This window comes from Lentzea sp. NBRC 102530 (genome assembly GCF_030269365.1).
Taxonomy (GTDB): domain Bacteria; phylum Actinomycetota; class Actinomycetes; order Mycobacteriales; family Pseudonocardiaceae; genus Lentzea.
In genome coordinates this window covers 15,248-34,286 of record NZ_BSTF01000035.1, presented here as the reverse complement: position 1 = coordinate 34,286, position 19,039 = coordinate 15,248, and the positions used below count along the sequence as shown (strand labels likewise).

Below are 19,039 nucleotides of genomic sequence, written 5' to 3'. Positions count from 1 at the left end.
TTCAACCGACTCAAGCAGTTCCGCGACCTCGCCACCCGCTACGCCAAGCGCGTCGCCTACTACCAGGCCGAACTCACCATCGCCGCCATCGTGCTCTGGCTCCGATGACTTACAGGACACGCGCTAGACCCGATGCACCGCCCCTGGGTATCCCTGGGCGGTGCATGTCCGTATGAACACGACCTCGACACCTGACCGCCACTCATCCGAGCTTCATCGTGGATTCATTCTGCGGACACCCAGGAGAATCGCGACAGAACAACGCCAAACCCGTATACCGGCCGCGTGTTGCGAAACTCCCACAAATACCCGATCGGCCACCGCGTTCTACCTGGTCAGCTGGCCACTCGGGCGAACATCGCGGCCACACAGGGCACCGAGGCCATGAACCCGGTCCGAATCGACCACGCGATGCACGAAGATTCTCGGTATCGAAAGCCGATTTCCGAGAGGAGAACCAGTGCTTCGCAAGTTCGCCGCAGCGGCCGCGCTCGTCGCCGCCACGCTCACTCTTGCCACACCGGCGGCACTCGCCGCGGGTTCGGGTCCGGGAGCGGGCGCCGCTCCCGGTACGACCGCACCCGCGGCAACCACTCCCCCGAGCTCAAGCACGCCGTACTACTACACCTGGTACACGACGTACTCGGCTGCCAGCAGCCGAGGCAGCCAGGGAGTTGCCGCCCAAGAGTGGAAGACCTACAAGGTACAGACCGTCAAGAGCGGTTCGGCGACTTACTACTACCTTTGGTTCGGACGCTGACAAGACGTGTCGCGAGCAGGGCCGGGCTATATCGGCCCACAGCTGTGAGGGTTTCCGTCGCCGACGGAAACCCTCACAGGCTGAGTGCGTTCAGATCGTCCGCTGCCTGAGACGCGGAGGCGGTGTGCGGCGCGATTTGAGACCTCGTCCCCGCAGCGTCGCCAAGCGACGGAAAACGCTCCAGGGACGAGGTCTCACGTGTCAGTTTCGTCAGTACGGAAGCTTGCCGTACGTGAACGTGCGGAAACTCGCCCAGGTCTGCACCAGAGTCCGGCCGGAGCTGTAGGTCCTGTCAAGACCGGCGAAGCGGGCCAATGAGAAGTTCACGTCGTAGGCTGCCAAGTAGAACCTCGTTCCCGCTTGCACGGTTGAAGTCGCCACAGGCCGTACGGGACCGTAGGGGCCCTGGAGCCCCTATCCGGAAAGCCCGCGGCAACTCGGTAGTCGGACCCGTAGTTGCACGCCCTGAAGCGCTCGGTTGCCGCCTGTGCGGTACCTGAGGTGGCAGCCTTTCCCACGAGCGAGGCTGACAGAAGCGGCCAGCGCAACGAACTTCTTCACGTGTGACACAAGGTATCCTTTCGATATCAAGTCTTCGATGAACACCGGATTCGCGCCCACAGACATGGTGGGAATTCACACCAAAGCGCATGAACCGGCCTTCCGCCAAGGCGGACGCAGAGTGGCCACACTTAACATACATTGAAGATTTCCTCTCCGCCCTTGAATCAGTGCAAGCTCTCCCATGAGCCCCGCGGGCGCCGACAGTGAGGGTGCACAAGGGCAGAAGTTTTGTCCTGACTGGACCGACAACCTTCCGTTCTGCCGCCCGACCGACTTCCATCGCGGTTGATCGAGCCGTGAGGAGCGCTTGTTGAGGAAGACCCGCCGCCAATGTCAACATCCCCAGGACCCGGACCGCGGCAGACCACGAAGACGGGCGGGCAAGGGCATCGTCATCGGGAGCGCGGTCGGTGTGACGGGTTCAATCCTAGTGGCGGGCGTGTTCCTCGCGGCGTGGAAGGACACCACGGCAGCGGACCCTCACCAAGGAACCAAGGGAGCGCCCGCGCTGTCGCTGGACGTTCCTTCGCTGGTCACCACCTCCACGGAAGTGGAACCACCGACCAGCACCGACACCTCACAGCCTCAGGCCGCACCGCAGCCACAACCGCGTCGCCGGTCTGCCGTCGAGACAGATGCCGCGCCGCCGACGATCGTCATCACCACGACCACCACCCAGCCGCCCACTACACCCGCGACGACGAACAGTCCGTCCAGGGTCGGCAGTCCTTCTTCGTCGTCCCCGAGTTCTCAACCGAGCTCGACGTCATCCCAGACAAGGGACGGGACCGCGGGATGAGGTGATCCGCACCAGCCGCACGCGTTTACGCGATCACGGCGAGCGACCGAAAGCGCGGGTGCCGGAGTCCGATTAGGCACGACCTCGGCCACAAGTGAAGCATTCGGGTAGTGTGCGCTGCCCCATCGGACCCCACGCGCGCACGGCATTCGGAACACGAGACCACCCACGGTCTACTTGAACGAACAACGCATTCGTGTCTGAAAAGGGAATCCCATGACCAACTGGGACCGCCTGGGCGGGTCGACCTACATCGGAGTCATGACCAGGCACGAAATCGACGTGCTCGACAGCTACGTCGTCGGCCTGCTCGGACTCCTGAGCCACCGCGCCGAGTCCTATCTCCCCGTGGGCGGAACGCGGGCCCGGATGCCGGCTGCCCCCACCAAGGACGACAGGATCAAAGCGATCTTGGTCGCCGAACTCGGCGCGGACGAACCCGACTGGTTCCTCGCCCTCAACGAGGAGTGCGTTCTCCGCGAGGTCGCGGAAGCGCTTCAGCTCATGGCATCGACGCTCCCGGCTTCCGGCGGCGTCGTGATGCTGCGCGTCGGCGCCGAGCCGGCAGCGTGGCTGCGCTGCATCCGCCACGTCCTGGCGATCATCGCGGCGGTCGTCGACCACAACGGCGAGGTGCGGGACCAGGCCAGCGAACCCACCGTGATCTGGCTGAACGCACTGGCCGACGGACTGACCACGGCCTCGGCTCACGTCGCTCTGGAGATCCGGGAGCACGGCAGATGAGTTCCCACCGGTCGGCAGCGTCGCGGGACACCCTTCAGCGCTGCTGACAGCACCGGTTCGCGACAGCCCACGACGCGAGCCGACCGATGGCACCGCGGAAGGTCACCGTGCGAGCCTCGCGAACTTCGCGTTGAGTGCCGCCATGCTCTCCTCGGTGAGCACGTACTCGGCGATGGACAGCTCAGTCTCACCAAGGTCGTGCTGAGGCAGATCAACCTTGATCATGACGACCTCCACCTGACCTGACCGCACGGCGTAGCTGGTCTCCACGACGTGAACGTCCTGGGGGGAGAGTCCCGAGCCGAGCCGGCCTCGTCGTGCCCACTCCACGGTCATCGCGTTCTGGAGCGCCAAGGTGACCAGGTTGGTCAAGCGCTTGTTCTTCGCGGTAACGGTCATCACGGGCATTCCCACGTTGTTCAGCTTGCGCCACAACGCCGCCCGCGCTACCTGCCGAGCCATGTCACGGATCACGTCGACGGTGCTCTGCGGCATCGTCATCTGCGGCCCTTGCACAGAAAGCATCACCTGCGCCGACGCGATGTTCGACGTCACGAAGTCCGTCAACGGCACCTCGTCCCCGGCGCTCACGGAACTCTCACCCGCCTCACCGAAGAAAGCCGGTTCGGCAACCGCATAATAGCCGGTTGAAGCACCGTATCCCACAACGGCGTTCGCCGCGAAGAACTTCCCGCCGCGCTGAGGTCTCATGTTCGTCACCGCGGCGCTGAACCGCGCGGCCTGGGTGTCTCCTGCCGGCAGAAGCGTGTTCACGTGGCACGTGCGAAGCACGACAGGTCGATCCGGATCAAGCTGAGCCCGCCGGTAGGAATCAGTCCCGAACAGCACTCTGGCCGCGATCGCACCGTCCAGGTACACCCCGTCACCGAACTCACTGGGGATATCGGTTTTGAGCCTGAAAGCGAACCCTTCTGGGACACCATGTCCGATCAGAGACCACGACGGGGCATCGATCCCCGCCCAGGGCGACAGGAAGGCGCGATGACGGAGCAGCGGTTTCCCTGCCGCGTCTACGAGATTCGTCGCTTCCGTCTTGAAGTAGTACTCCTGCTGCACCACGTTGTTGACATGGGCTGACCTCGACATATTGAACACGTCATCCGTGCGTGCTGGAGAGTAGACAGCGGTGACAGTCCAAGGCAGATGCTGTCGCTGAACCCGGTGCACGATGATGTTCGCCGGACTGGGCGTAGGCCGCAGATGCTTGACCATTGGCTGTCCGGCCGTGGCGAGAGTGCCGTCGGCACGCCACGCGGGGCTGAGAGGAGCCTCATGCACCGTAACGTGACGCCCCAGAGACATCAACGATTTTCCGACCTGCTGGCCGTCCCCGATCCTGCCGTTCGGAGAAACGAGCAGAAGATCCCGGCCGTCAACCGGGTCCACAGGTTTCGTCAGCATCGAATATCCCGACAGCCCTCTGGCGAGATCGTCGGGAGAGATGACCATCGACGTACTCTTTTGTGTCGAGTTATTCCCGTTGAGGCGCAAAATATCGTACCCGTTCAGCCCCGTGTCGACGAAGACCACGACGGGCGGCCTCACCCACGGCGCCTGACGCATCTCAACTCGTCCGTCCGTCGCGTGAATCTCATACATCGCAAGCGTGTGCCGCGTCGCGTGTTTCGCCCAATCCGCAGCTTTCTGGTGTCCTGCACGATTTCCCGCACTCCACACGTACAGCACGTCGATGCCGTTACTGTTGGCAATCAAATCCACCGCCAGCTCGCCATACCTGATCTTTGAGACCACTTCGTAGTGAGCGTGATCGAGCGAGGCCATACTTCCTCGACCGAACACCAGTTGTCCGGTGGTCGCCACGATCTCTCCGAAATGACCTGCGGCCCGGAAAACCCCGGCGATATCGTAGGCGAGCCCGCCGTGGCTGATCTTCTCACCAACCCGGTTGCCCACGACTTTCCAACGCCGCTGGGGATCGTGCCGCAGCGCCATCTGGATCTCCGGATGGCCCAGCAACATTCGCCCGAGCTGCCTGCCGCCCATTTCGACCACGGCGCCGGAAGAGGTAAGAAGCCTGGCGACCCTGCCATCGGGCGAATCGACGACGATCTGCAACGGCGTCTGATTCGAAGCTCCGTTCACCGACGCGCGCCTCGCGAGCTCGGCGGAGACCTCACGCATCCGATCGGGCGGCACAGCAGCACTGGGGAACGCGGCCACGGAACCATCGACAACCAACAGGAAATCCCGCAAAGACGGTGGCGGCCCCATTCTGAACGACTTGACACTGCTGACGACCCTCATTCCCATCTCACCGCTAGTCCTGCCGACATAGTCGATGCTCAGCCAGGGTTGTCCGCTCAAGAAGCGCAGGGTCTCCAGAAAGTCGGTGTTCAGCTTCGCCGCCGCCGCGGCTTTTTGCAGTGCGACAGCCCGTTGCACGGCACTCGCGCCTGCCGGGACGTCACCGTCGGGGTTGGCGGTCACGAGGAGCAGGGTGGGAAGTACCTGGCGTTTTCTGAACATCGTGAAGATGTCGGACGAGTAGACCAGCCTCGCCATAGCGTCAGGAGCGACGTCCACGACGGCCTTGCTCTTGGTCGGGACCATGAATCCGTAGGCACTGCTCTCCAGCAACAGCAGAACCGTGCGGGTGTGGACGCCGTCGGTCTCCGACACCGACGCCCACGGCGCGACCACGGACTCGGTCTTCGTTACACCACTGGCATTGATGACCGCCTGCTTCACGATACCCAGTTGGATGGCGGCGGGAAGTGCCCCACTGTGCTTCTCCACTTTGTCATTGCGGTTCTTCGGCGTGTCGAAGGCCATACCGAAGGTAATGCCAGCCACGTCGATCAACGGAATCCAGGCGACATCCTCGGATCTGGGCGAGGACACAACGGAGGCCGAACCGAAGTTCAGCAGCGAAACCTGGCCGTCCTGGTCGACCTGCACCGAGACAGGCGCGACTTCGACAGACCTGAACGGTCCGACACCACGCAACGCCACGGCGAACTCTTTCGCCATGTAACTCGCCTGGTCCTGATCGGTCAGGTCCACGGCGATGACCAGCCGCACGGCGGTGCTCGGGTCCGCTGCGTGCATGATGAAGTGAGGTGAGGCGGTCACGATCCTGGCCAGCGTGCGGGCGTCGACGTACTGGCCTGCCACGAGGAACGTCCCCGCTTGCTGGGTGACGAAGATGTCGAACGTATGGTTCCTGGACAATGGCATCGAGCCGTACACCCTGGCCCACCGGACGGTGATCGCGAAGCCATCCCAGTCGAACCCGAGGCCACCCGCCTTGCCGACTACCGGGCCATAGTGCTCGACTGGCCCGAACGGTCCCCTACGCACCAGGGTTCCCTCGCCAGAAGGCTCCCCCACGGTGTCGTCGGACTCTGGGGACAACCGCGAGAACGCCTTGTCGACCGCGGTGACGGCGAGGGTGTCCACATCTCCTGCCAGGTCACGCAACTCGCGTTGTCCCAGCTCCCGTTCCGGCAGCCGCACGGCGATCAACGCCGTGTGCCCGCCGTCCCGTGTCGCCACCGCGCTGAGAACCTGGACGTCCACCTGTGCCAGGGCGACGTCCAGCCCGAACTTCCGCAGGATCGCGAACTCGTCGTGCAACGCCTCGTTGAACAGGCTGTGCGCGGAGTTCGCGTGGTCGAGTCCGCTCTTCGCTCCTCTGGACAGCGCGCCAAGGGTGCCGTAGCCGGTGATCTCGACCCGCACCGGTCCAGCGCTGTTCACCCCGCGCCAGGCCGCGGCGCGTGCCACCCGGCGAGCGATGGTCCCGACGAGGTCCTTCTGCTCTTGCGGACCGGTGTCTGCCCCGGACGAGAACGTGACGATGACGGGCTCGATCTCGGTCGCGGCGAGGTCGGCGAGCGCCACCAGCGGCGTCTGGTCGCCGTCCGCCGGCGAAACCTCGGTGATGCGTCCTCCCGAGTCGGTGACCTGAAGCCCGTTCCCGCTGTGCACCAGCAGATCCGACGTAGGTCCCACCACTGTGGACGGTGTCGCGGCTCCGCCGTGCCAGCTCGACATCAGGTCGCGCGCCGCCGAGCCTCCGTTGATGGAGCAGGGAAGCAGCAGGACAGGGGTGTCTCTTGGCAGACCCGCCTCGCGATAGAGGGAACCCCCCGTGACCATCTTGGCCATGATCGCTCCGCCGATCACGGTGGTGTCGCCGATCTCCCAGGGCCGGTCGGTTCGCAGCCCGACCGTGAAGCCCTCGGACGAGCCATGTCCGTCGATCACCCACGGACGCCCGTCGATTCCCGCGAGCGGTGAGAGGTACGCGACGTACTCCGTCTCGGATGTGCCGTTCTTCCTCGCTGCGGCGGTGAGTTCCTTGCGCACGTAGTAGCCCCTTCGAGAGGAGCCACTCCGTGCTGTCTGGGACATCAGGTACGAGTCGGTCAGCCCGCTCGGGAAGTACTGCCCGTCGACAGTCGACAGCGAGGTCCTTCGCGGCCTCGTGACGACATTCTCGACCGCCAGTTCGGAGGGATCGAGCGCAGGAAGTTCCGTGAACGCGGTCCGCGACACGGTGATCGTGCCGTCGGGCTCGAACCTCACTCCGGTTGTCGCGACGCTCAACGGCCGCCGGAACCCGCCCTGCAACAACGAGTCACGGACCAGGTGCCCGCCCGCCGCCTCACCGTTCGGCGTGACGAGCGCGATCGGCCGTCCAAAGCTGTTCGTGCCGAGGATCTGGCGCATGGCCGGATGTGCCCGCGCCACACGGGCGAACTGTTCCGGCGTCACCGTCCCCATCACGCCGTCGCTACGCTCGACTCGATATCTCCCGTTGCCGGAACGGGCGATCAGGAACAGCGGCATCTCCTGCCAGGAAGACCTGCGGCCGGTTCTGGCGCCATCGGCCGATTCCACCTGGTAGGTCTCTAGTTTCTCCTCCGTCGCATTGAATGCCCAGGTTCTGGCAGCGCCATAGTCCGCCTCATCGTTCTCGGACCGGAAGTACAGCGAGACCGGGTAACCTGAAGCGTTGAACAGCACCTCGGCCTCCAGATCTCCGTCCCGCAGACCGGACACCAGGGTGAACTCGTCGAACGCCGACGGCTTCGTCGAGACATAGACTTCTCGGTAGATACCCTCCTCGTGCAGGACAGTCGCGAGGTCATAGGCAACGTCGCCGAAGTTCGCGTTTGTCACACTTTGGGGTGTCACCACCACGATCGGCCGCGCCGGCTCGGAATTCAACTCATTCCAAAACCCAGAGTGGTTCAACAACATCCGCCCGAAGTCCGCGCCGCCGAGCTCCAGCACCCTGCCACCGTACAAGGCGACCCGCACGTACTTGCCGTCCGGAGAATCCACTATCACAAACAGCGGCTTGCTGTCCCACTCGGACGTGCCGCTTCTCACAGCTGAGATGAAGGACCGCAGTCCAGGCAGTTCGTCGCCCGTTACCGGGAATGCGAAGACCGAACCCGAAGACGTGTCCGTCACCGGGCTGACTGACTTCCGCACCGCGTTCGCGTTCAGCGAGAAATTCGTGGCCGCGCTGGACGAGAAGGTCTGCTCGAACTCGGCTCCCTCCGGCACGCGGAGGCTGGGCACCGTCGCGTCATGGTCGGCAGGCCCCGAGTACGCGGTGATCCGCCGCGGCCCGCCCAGTTCGCGCAGTCTCGCCTGTAGCTTCCGACTGCCAGGGTGCTCGACGGTGGAACCGGCGCCGAGATCGTTGGTGATCAGCACGATGTCGGGCTGGGCGGTCCCTCCGTGCGCGGTGCGGAACCAGCGCGACTTGTACGCCAGTTTCGCCATCTCGTCAGGGGAAACCCGGATGACCTCTCCCGAGATCAGCGGAACGACGTACATCTCGCCGTCGGCGTCCAGCAACAGCTCGAACGGCCTCAGCCGCGCGCCGTCCGTCGTGTCCGCCCACAGGGCGATCTTCGGGCGGAGGTGTTCGCTGCCGTTCTCGTCGACACTCCGTTCCAGAACGACGCGCGTGCTCTCGTCGCTCGCGCGCCTCAGGTTCGCCGCCGTGCCATCTGCCTGGCGAGTCTGGGTGTCGAAGCTCATTCCCAGAACCCTGCCGTCCGCGTGGGACAGCGGCAGCCAGGCGACGTCCTCCGGTCGCACCTCCGAGATCCGCTGAAACACCGTGCTTCCTGCCGGGGCGGCCTCGATCAGGCGGAACCCGCCCTTCCTGCCCCGCAACAACTTCGCGAACCGCCGGACCTCCGCGTCAGCGGGATTCACACCGACTAGGCGGACCGGCACCGCCGACCCGAACTTCTGATAGTGCGGCGATCTCTTCACGATCTCCAGCAGCACGGCCGGAAGCACCCGCGTGCCGTTGACGGACAATCCCTCCGCGCTCGATGTCAGGAACAGGTAGAAGGGTCTCGCCGCCGCCGGTGGCATCGCCGCGTAGCGTGCGACCCGCTCCGCATGGCCGAGGTCAGTGGCACCAGCGTCGAAACTCAACCCGCCCGACGCGAACTCCGAAGGATCGTGTACCGCGACCGGTGGTTCGACGATCTTCGCGCGCGGTTCCTTCCCCTCGACCGACACAATGTCGTCGGAAGGCGGCGCGTCATCAGCGGAAGGGGCCAGCTTGGCGAACGCCTTGTCGAGGGCGTCGAGTTCCTTGCTGCTGGGGTGGTCGGTGGGGCCGAACATGAGCGCGGTCACCTCGTCCTGGCCGAGTGACTGCGGCGGAAGGTCGACAGTGATGACGACGCCCGACTCCTCCCGGCTCGCCGACGCGGGAACGTCGACAAGGTCGAAAACGACATCGTCGATCGTGAGCCCGCGTGCCAGTCTGCCCAGCCGCCCCCATTCCGCGATCATCTCCGCGCCCAGCACGGCGTGCGTGGCCTCGAATGACGAAGATCGCTTCGCGACCCCGGTTCCCTTGATGACCACGGTCGGCATCTCCGCGCCGTTCAGTGCCCGCCAGGCCGCCGCCCGCGCCAACTTCTGCCCGACCATGCGCAGTACCTCGGCACACCCGATGCCCAGCTCACCTCGCGAGTCGAACCCGATTTCGGCCGGGCCGATTTCGGTCGCGGCGAGATCCAGCAGCGGCACATCCCACTCGGGGTCCCTTTGTCCGTCTCCAAAGGCGAAGTAGGCACTCCCGCGCCGAACAGATCTTGCGGATGAGTAATCGGAAGTGACTATGTCGTCCGCCGCGGCGATGATCGGCTTTCCGCCGCGCAAGAGCCTCCACTGCCGGGAGAAATCCGCTGCAGGACTTTTATCCCCGCCGGTTGCCACCAAGCAGGAAGCGAACAGAACAGGCGCGCGGGGGTCCGCTTTGGTCATTCGATAGACATCGCTCACCACAAGGAGGCGCGCCGCTCCATCGCCGCCGGACAAGACAACGTCACCCCGCTCCATCGCCTTGTTCGACTTGAGGATCAGCGCGAAGTCCGATTCAGAGCCGTGACCTATCCACAAGTACGGCGGAAGATCGCTGACCGCATGAGGAGAAAGATAGGGAACGGCCCTTCTGATAACGACTCTGTCATTGTCGTCGATAACCGCGTCATTGAATCGCCTAAAGTAGTACTGCCGACGCACTGGCGCATCATACGGAGCCTGAATAATGGTCGATAGTTTGTCAAAGTTCCTGGTATCGAGGGTATGTCCCCACTGCCCGTACCGGTCACCGGAGAAGGGTGACCAGTCGACCTGATCCGCTCGCGGAGCAGGCGGCTGGTGGGCCACCAGGGTTCGCAGTGCCGCCGTGAACCGTCCCCCCGCAAGGAGCTTGATCCCGTGCCGGGCCTCAAACACAGTCCGCGAAAAACCTGAGTGCGTCAGTTCGGCGGCGAGCCTGTCACCACCGCCGACCTCTCCACTCAGCGAAGCGATCACGATCGGCCGCCCCTGATGGCGACGCAGGACCTTGCGCAGTGCAGGAACCGACGTCAGAGCGCCCGACAATTCCCCCGCGGACAGGCGGAGGACTTCGCCGTCCCTACGCTGAACAACAAACTCCTTCCCTCGCATCGAAACAAAAAAGAAGATCGGCGGACGCACCGCGGACCATCCGGATATCTTTCTTCTTCCAGCCGACGTCAGATCACCGTGAGGCAGTTCGACCTGATAGTCGGACAGAGAGGCGCTCGTAGCCTCTTGTGCCCACGACCTGACCTCGGCGATCGCTCCGCTGTCGCCGTCCTCTCCGCTGGAGAGGTACAGAGCGGCGGGGTCGCCATCACCGTCCGGAAGAAACTCGATCTCCAGATCGGTTCCCAGCAGATCGGAAACAAGAAAGTACTCCAGCTTCGACGAGTCCGAGAACGCCGCGTACACGTCTCCGAAGTGACCGATGTCCCGCTGCCGCAGCCTTTCAGCAATCTGACGTCCCAGCGACTCGACGTCCTTCAGCACCCCGTTGTCGCGACTGACCACGACCAGCGGGCGATCCGGATCACCCGCCAGCGCAGAGGAGAACTCGGAACTGTTCCACAGAATGACCGCCAGCTCGGCGCCGTCCACCTCGTAACGCGGGCCGGTCTGGGATTCGATCAGCGCATGGGCGCCGTCCGGCGAGTTCACCACCACGAAAATGGGCCTCTTGCGGCGCGTGCGCTGGTTCAAGTTCCACGGTTCATCACCCGCGAACACACCGTTCTCCGCCGAAATGCCGAAGGTAACCATACTGGCCCGGTCCTGGCCGCCCAGTGGGAACCCGAACAGCGATGGCGACGTGACCAGCTCGATCGAGTCCGTGGACAGGGGCGGCCCTGCTTCGAACTGGCTTCCGTGCGGCAGAGCGAAGCCCTCGCGGCCGAACGAGAAGTCCCCCGCGAACAGGTGAGTCTGCCAGGGCCGTCCGTCCTGCGACCTCAGTTCGCGCACAAGCTCGCGAAGCGCCTCCCAGCTTGGTCCGGTATCCGCCGAGACGTCATGGCCGAGGATGATCAACTGCGGACGGACCGCCTGCTTCCGGTAGGCCCTGAAAGCCGGGGAACTGACCATCGCCCTCACGAGAAATGCCGGACGCACCCTCGTGATGAGCTGACCAGGAATCGGGACCTCGAACAGGCCACCTTCCAGGCTCAGCATGACCAGTACAGGACGCACGCGATCACCGGTCGTCGCCGGCGCCCAAGCCGGAAGGACGTAGTCACGGCTCTTGCCCACAAGAGAGCGTTCGTAAGTCCACCTCAAGGCCAGATCAGATGGAAACTCCCCAATCTTGTCCGCCATCTCGGCGACGGAACCGTGGCCAAACAGGAGGCCGAGTGGCTCGTTCTCCCTTCCCACGAATGAGCGCCATTGGAGATCGTTGGCTTGGACAGCCGACACAATCAAGTAGGCGGAGTCGTCCAGACCAACGACGCGGTTGTCTGTACCGACGCTGACCGAGCGAGTAGCCAGCTGCACAAGGCGGAACGAGTCCTGCCCACCCCGCTCAGCGATCGCGAACTCACGGGCGGTCCGCGTGATCTGGGCAAGATCGTTGTCACCGACCTGAACACCGACGATCCGAAGCACCACCGAACGATCATCCGCATACCTCTGGTAGTGCGGGGACCTCCGCACGAACTCGGCCAGCTCGGCGCCGCCCATCGCCTGGTCGCCGACCTGGGCCAGGCCACCGGACCACGTCACGAACAGGTAGAAGGGCGGGGGGATGCCGTCAGCGGTGAACCCGGGCCTCCGCGACGCGGAGTACACCTGTTCCCAGAAGGCTCTGTCCTTTTTGGACCCGTAGTCGAGGCTGAGCGCACCTGACGCCTCGTCGCCGAAGGGCTCATGGGTGTTGACGAAAGGCTGCTCGGCCTGCTGATGGGCGAGCGGCGATGCGCCTCCGCTCCCGGACTGGCCATCGCCGGTCCAAGGGTCCCCGGAGGCCTGGCCACCGCTGTGCGCGAACCACTCGCCGGCTTCGTGGTCTGGCGCCTGTTCCCCGTCAAGATCCACGTCAGGACGGTGCGGCGCGGCCGGCTCGCCCGACATGGACACCACCGCGGACTCGTCGTGCACGAGCTTCGCGAACGCGGCTTCGAGCGCGCCGAACCGCGCGGTGGTGATCTCCTCCAGCGACCCGGTGGCGTCACGCACTTCTCGTGCGCCGGGAACGTTCTTCGGCAGTTCGACGCTGATCGTCGCCGGTCGTCGCCTGCCAGGCCCGCCGACGCGGATGGCGAGGTCCTCCGGCCGCAGGCCGCGCCCGAACCGTCCCAGCCGCGCCCACTCCGCCGCCAACTCGTCCAGGAAGACGGCGGCGGCTCGCTCGGTGGTGATGCCGACCTCGGGCAGGCCTGCCCCGTTTCTCCTACGCCAGGCCGCTGCCCTGGCCACCTTGCGGGCGATCTCACGCACTCGTTCGGCGTCCGAAGGCGTCAGTTTCCTTCCTGTGCCCTCGATCTCGACCGGGGCGATCTGCTCCGCGGCCAGATCCGACAACGGCACCGGCCCTGCGCTGTCCCGCGCGGACCGCTCGACATCGGCGAGGACCCCGCCGGCCTTGACGGCATGAAGTTGGCCGGACATCGTCAACACGACCTGCGTGCTCGCAAAGGTGACAGTCTCCGGACTGACCTCTTTGCGCCATTGCCGTCCCAGCTTGCGCGCCTCACTCTCGGACGCGCCGTCCGCGACCTCGTTCACCGAGCAGAAGACCAACACGTTGGGACGAGCGGGATCAGGCCGAGTCTGCGTGTACACCGAACTGCCGTACATGATCCGCGCGGCTTGCTCGCCCGACAGCGTCACGGTGTCGCCGATGATCCAGGGTGAGTCGGTCCTGGTACCGAACTTGAACCCATCCACGCCGCCATGTCCGGAGTTCGTCCACGCAACCTTGTCCTCAACCGCCCATGATGCGAGGAAGGGAGCGAAGCGCGCGGGCACGACCGCGCCCTGCTCGTCCGTCGTCGCCGGCGACACTTCTCGCATGAAGTACATCTGTCGTACCGGGGCGAAAGCGCGCGCTTCGCCTGACATGGACACGATGTCCCCGTCGTCGAGCGGAAAGAACTGGCCGACGTTCCCGAGTTCCCTGTCAACCAGGGCACGCGAGAAGACGTCATCTGGCTTCAACACCGGCGGCTCGAAGGTCAGGATCTCGGCCTCGTGAGCGGTGAGCCTGCCGTCCTGGGTGAACTCGCCGCTCGTCAGCAGGTGTACCCGACGCCGGTAGCCACCCTGGGAGAACACGTCCGTGAACGTCCGGCCGTCGACAGCCGAATCGCCGGACGGAACCAGTACCAGAGACCGATTACCGCTCCTGGGCAACAACTTTCGGATTTCCGGCTCCGACCTCATCGCCTTCGTGAACTGCTCGAGCGTGAAGGTCGTCGCCTGCGCCTGGCCAGGGCTCGCCGCGTCGCCGAGGCCTCGCCGCAGTCCCCGTACTCCCTCAGCACCGGTCTCGAAGAGAAGAAACAACGGCAACTCCGTGGATGACCACGGCGAATCCTCCGCGCGATGGCCGTCCTCATAGGACTTTAGCGTGGCAGGGGTGGCGTTCCACGCCCATTCCTTCGCCCGCGAGTACCGCTCTTCGTCCCGATCGCTGCGGACGTAGACCGCGACCGGACGGCCGAGACGGTTGTGCAGCACGTCCCACTTCAGATCGCCGGCACGCGATCCTGACACCAACTCCCAGCCTGACGCCGTGGCCGGGGCGTACACGTCGTTGAGAAAGCCCTCTTCGTGCAGCGACCCCACCATCTCGGACACCGCCGGTGACGAACTGGTCCCTTTCCCTGCTCCTACGAACAGCAGTTGCACGGGACGGTCCGGGTGTCTCTCCAATGCCAAGCGGAAAGCCGAATCCGACAGCAATGTCCGGCCGAACTGACGCCACCCCAACTCGTGCGTCACACCGGACGAGGACCTGACGCGCACGACCTTGCCGTCCAGAGAGTGCACCGCCACCAGCAACGGCTTCTTCTGCCCCGGCCCCGTCGGCGGCTGTTGCCCGGCACCGTGCTCCACTTGGCCGACGAGCTCACGGAGCGACTTCCGGTCCTCGTCCGTAACGGGGAACCCGAAAACGGAGTCCGACAGAACTCGATCCAGTTCCTGCGCGGGAAGCGGGCTGCTCTCCGCGAACATGGCGCCCTCTGGCACAACCAGACCACGCTCGTCGAACTCGATCTCACCCGCATAGTCGTAGCCGTGCCAGGAATCCTCATCCCATTCCTGCAGTGCCGCCCGCAACTCGGCCCCCGCCTGGCCCGACTCGGCAGGATCAGCCCCGTCGTCGCTGACGAACAGCACCAGATCCCCGCGAACGGGCCGGTTCCTGGCTTCCTGGTACATCGGCGATTCGACGATCAACCGCGCCATCCGCCGCGGGGACACGGCCGCCAGACGACCACCTTCCAGCGGAACGATGTACTTCCCGTCGCGCATGACCAGGACGAATCCGACTGGTGGCACGCGATCGCCGAGAACCCCGTGTGCCCAGGGCGGCAATTCCCGCACAACTGTCTTGGTGTCGCTTCCCTGTTGTCGCTTTCTGCCGATCAGGCTCATCACCCTGTCGGGACCGTACGTGCCCAGCGCCCGCTTGAACGCCGTAGCGCGATCCTCGCCGAGGACGAGGCCCGCGCCGAACGCGTGACCATCGACGCCTGCGAACGAGGTCCAGGAGACCTCGCTCGGGGCGAACTCCGAAACCACGAAGTAGTCACCACCAAGGGGAACAACCTGCCCGGTCTCGTCGACCCGCAGCTCTCCGGTCGTCACCTCGACGGTCCTGAAAGGACCGTCTCCGCGAAGCGCGGTCGCGAACTCTGCAACCTGCTCGTGGAACTCCGCCGAGTTTTCGGCATCAATGCCCACCACGCGCAGGGGAATGGTAGGGTCGGCGCCGTACTTCTGGTAGTGCGGTGAGCTCAACACGACCTCGGCGAGTGCTGCTCCGTCGAGCAGGCTGTGTTCGACCAGGAAACCGCCGTCCGTCGCGGACACGAACACGTAGAAGCACGCGGGTTGCGTGTCCTGCGGCGGCACGGCCGAATACAGCTGGTCCCAGTACAGGGCGTCGTTCCGGACGACGGAGCTGAGACTCAAGCCACCTGACGCCGCCCTGCTCCTCGGCCTGTGAGCCCGGACGTGCACCAATTCGGCCGCAGGTTGCGACAAGTCGATGCTGACGACATCGGAGTGCCCGCTGACGTCGTCAGTGTTCTGGTTCTGTGCCTTCGGCTCGGTCAAACCATCAGAGGCAGGCGGAGCCATCGGTGAGAGTCGCCCCTGTGCGAGATCGACCGGAAGCATCCGCTCCGCAGTCTCCCCGGCATCGTCCACGTCTACCAGTGGATCTCCATTGAGAATGCCGAGCATGTGGTCGATCTCGCGGGCGGTCCGCGAGCCGACCTGGCCTGGTCTCCAGTGGTTCTGGTCGATCTTGTGGTGGTGATCGAGCACAACGGTGTGATGTGCGCGGTCGCCTGCCTCGACCGGTACGATCCGGAAACGGAGCAGCTCGCCCGTGGAAAGGCGGACGTTCAGCTTGTTGCGCAGTTCGTCAACGGCTCGCTGTGCATCACGTACTGCACGATGGCGGGTCGTGTCGTCAACTCCCGACGCAGCTTCGAAGTTGATTCGGACAGTCAACTCCACGACGCCGTGGCTACCGTGCCCGGCACGACGGATCTCGAAGGCCGGGCGCATGACGCTCGACTCCGCCGCCCCGGCAGATTCCCGTCTCTCATGTGCACGGCCACGCTGGTGTGCCGGCGCATTGCCGAGGCGCTCTCGTGAATAGCCGTGCGGAACGATGCCAGAGCCGAGCGCGAGCTCCGGTAGGTCGGACCCACGTCCGACGGGTTGGTCTCCTGAGTTCGGAACGATGCCACCGCTCATGTTTTCGTCTGCGGGAACGTGCCCAAGTGCCGACTCGGACGGCAGTTCCGAAGCCCTCGTCAACGGCAACCTGTCCGGCAGCGGAACGCCGCCGTGGATGTCCGCCGATTGTTCCGCGTAGGGCGGGGCCTTCTGTTGCGAAGGCTGTGCCGCCGACTCGAACGCGGCAGGCGCGGATACGGAATCCAGGCCCTGCCGCAGTGACACCGGAACAACAGGGAACCCCGGAGCCGGCACACCCGGCAATCGCTGCATCGCAGAGCCGCCAGCGGTTTCGCCGCGGCCAGATTGCGACTGGCCGGCCGGACTCGCGCCCGAGGGCTGCTGCCCCGCCGAGTTCGGCGGCTGTGCCCCCAGTCCAGGAGAGACAACCGTGGCTGGCTGCCCCGGCAAGCCTGTACCGGCCTGCGGCGTCGCCGGAGTACCGGAGAGGCCGCCACCAGGTCCCTGCTGGCCTGGCACGACCACGACGGGTTCGTCGGCAGCGGTGTTGTTACCCAGCAGATCGCGCGTCATCGGGTTCTGCGACGGCAGATCAGCCGCCCGCAGTGGCGACCCGACCGTTTCCACGTCCGGTTGCCCAGCGGCGGGCGACTCCTGCGGACTCACGAGATTGGCGGTCGGCGCGTTCTGGTCGATCGGCGCGGACTCCCCAGGCGCGTGCTCATCCCGCAAGCCTGAGAAGGCCGGGCCATCACCGAGCTGCTGGGGCCCGCTCGGGCCAGGAACCTTCGTCTCAGGCAACTGGTGGTTCAGGTTTCCAGGAGCATCCTCGTCGACGGTGGGACTGGACGCGAAGCGCAGTTCTTGCTGGGGTTCACCTGGGATTTGCACACTTGATGCCGTTGCGCGGAACGTGGTGTCTTCTGGCTCGGCGACAGTGCTGACAGGATTGGACACCGGACTGGGGACGATCGGCCGGGCCGGCTGATCGGCGGGGGGAGCGCCTCCCGAAATCGTTGCTACGTCGTCATGCTGCGGCATCGACCGACTCGTAGCGCTGGAGACGACGGGGGACTCCGTGTTACCCCAGGTTTGCGGCACACGCGGCGTTGCCGGCGTGCTGATCGGAACGACTGGCAGCGTGGTGATCGCGTCCCGCGTCTCGGGCTCCGTGGACGAGTCATCGATCGGTGCTGTGGTGGCCAACGAGTTCGGAACTGACGTTTTGCTCCCAGATGACGTGAACGGTAGTGCGATGGACATGTCGCTCCCCGGCGTCTCTCCACCCCGCGCTTCTCCACCCCGCGCTTCTCCATCCGGGCTCTCGATCCTCGGCTCTTCGCTGCCCGACTTCGTGGCACCTGACCGCTCCACGCGCGACCCCTCCGTGCCCGCCGCGGCACCGCCTGGTTTCCGCAGAGCAGGGTTCGCGAAGCCAGATCCGGTGGCGGTGGTGGGATCGACAGGGGTATTGTCTCCGGTGGGCTGGTTCATCTTTCCGGCAATGACTTGACCTGTGTCATCGGCTGCCTTCTGCGCGCCGCCCGAGAACGCGCCACTGGTGAACGCGGTTCCCAGTCCGTCGAAGTCGCCACCCAGAATGCCGGTCGCACCAGCGTCGACCACGACCTCGGTCGCGCCCTCCAGCCCACCGTGGAAGGTCACCGTGTCCGCGTGCTTACCCAGATATCGCTGGCCGGCCTTCATGCCCGCCGTCATGATGCCGCCTGCCGCACCACCAGCGGCCGCGCTCACGATCGAGTCCATTGAATCCCACGACGTGCGATTGCGCTCGATGAATTGCAGCACCTGTGCGTTGGCGTTCTGCATCACCTCACTCGCGGCTTCACTGACCATTGCCCGGCCTGCCACGAGCGCGAACGACTCCATTTTCGCCAACCTCGGCAGCAAGCGCGCACGCAATGCGGCAGTCAGTACGGGCAACCAAGGCGCCCCCCATGGACTCCACAACGCCCACATGATCTGCGGAAAGAACAACACGAGTTCTTGGAGCATCTCGTAGCCATTCTTCTCCTCCGACAGCGCCAGCTCTCGCAACGCTTCCTCGTTGCGGCGTGCCACAGCGCCCATCGACGGGCCGAGCTTGGTCAGCTTCCCCACGAACCTCCGCACACCATCACCGGCTGCACCTCCCAGGGCTCCCCCCACAGCCACACCGGCCGCGTCGCCGTCCTGGAGCAGATCCTCAAGTCTCGTCCCAACGTCGCGCAACCGCGCCGCAAACGCACGTGCTCCCGCTACGTCCAGGCGGGGAAACGGCTGACCTACGACAAGGTAGAACAAACCGTCGAGCTCGGGGGGAACATTGACTGCCATGAGGACTCCCAAGCCGAACAGTTGCTTCTCTTCGGTTTGTTAAGACACGTACGATTTCTCAAGGACATATGGACAACGAGCGA

At 64.9% G+C, this 19,039-nt stretch carries 4 protein-coding genes; 2 read left to right on the top strand and 2 right to left on the bottom strand.

Features of this window, described 5'->3' with window-relative positions; genetic code table 11:
• Positions 1 to 460 precede the first annotated feature (460 nt).
• On the top strand, positions 461 to 760 hold the full coding sequence (locus QSK25_RS44440) for a hypothetical protein (RefSeq protein WP_285647669.1): 300 nt from the start codon (positions 461 to 463) through the stop codon (positions 758 to 760).
• Positions 761 to 970: 210 nt separating this feature from the next.
• Here the strand turns inward: QSK25_RS44440 and QSK25_RS44435 are convergent, their stop codons facing one another.
• Positions 971 to 1,102 carry a hypothetical protein gene (locus tag QSK25_RS44435; protein ID WP_285647668.1) on the bottom strand — a complete coding sequence of 44 codons (132 nt, stop codon included), beginning with the start codon at positions 1,100 to 1,102 and terminating at the stop codon, positions 971 to 973.
• Positions 1,103 to 2,339: 1,237 nt separating this feature from the next.
• On the opposite strand from QSK25_RS44435, the gene QSK25_RS44430 reads away from it, so the two are divergent.
• Positions 2,340 to 2,867 (top strand): DUF2017 family protein, encoded by a 528-nt coding sequence (locus QSK25_RS44430; protein WP_285647666.1) that lies wholly within the window; start codon positions 2,340 to 2,342, stop codon positions 2,865 to 2,867.
• A 102-nt stretch (positions 2,868 to 2,969) separates the two neighbouring features.
• On the opposite strand, the gene QSK25_RS44425 is transcribed toward QSK25_RS44430, so the two are convergent.
• Positions 2,970 to 18,740, bottom strand: a complete 15,771-nt coding sequence (locus QSK25_RS44425) for a hypothetical protein (RefSeq protein ID WP_285647664.1) — start codon at positions 18,738 to 18,740, stop codon at positions 2,970 to 2,972.
• Positions 18,741 to 19,039: the final 299 nt, after the last annotated feature.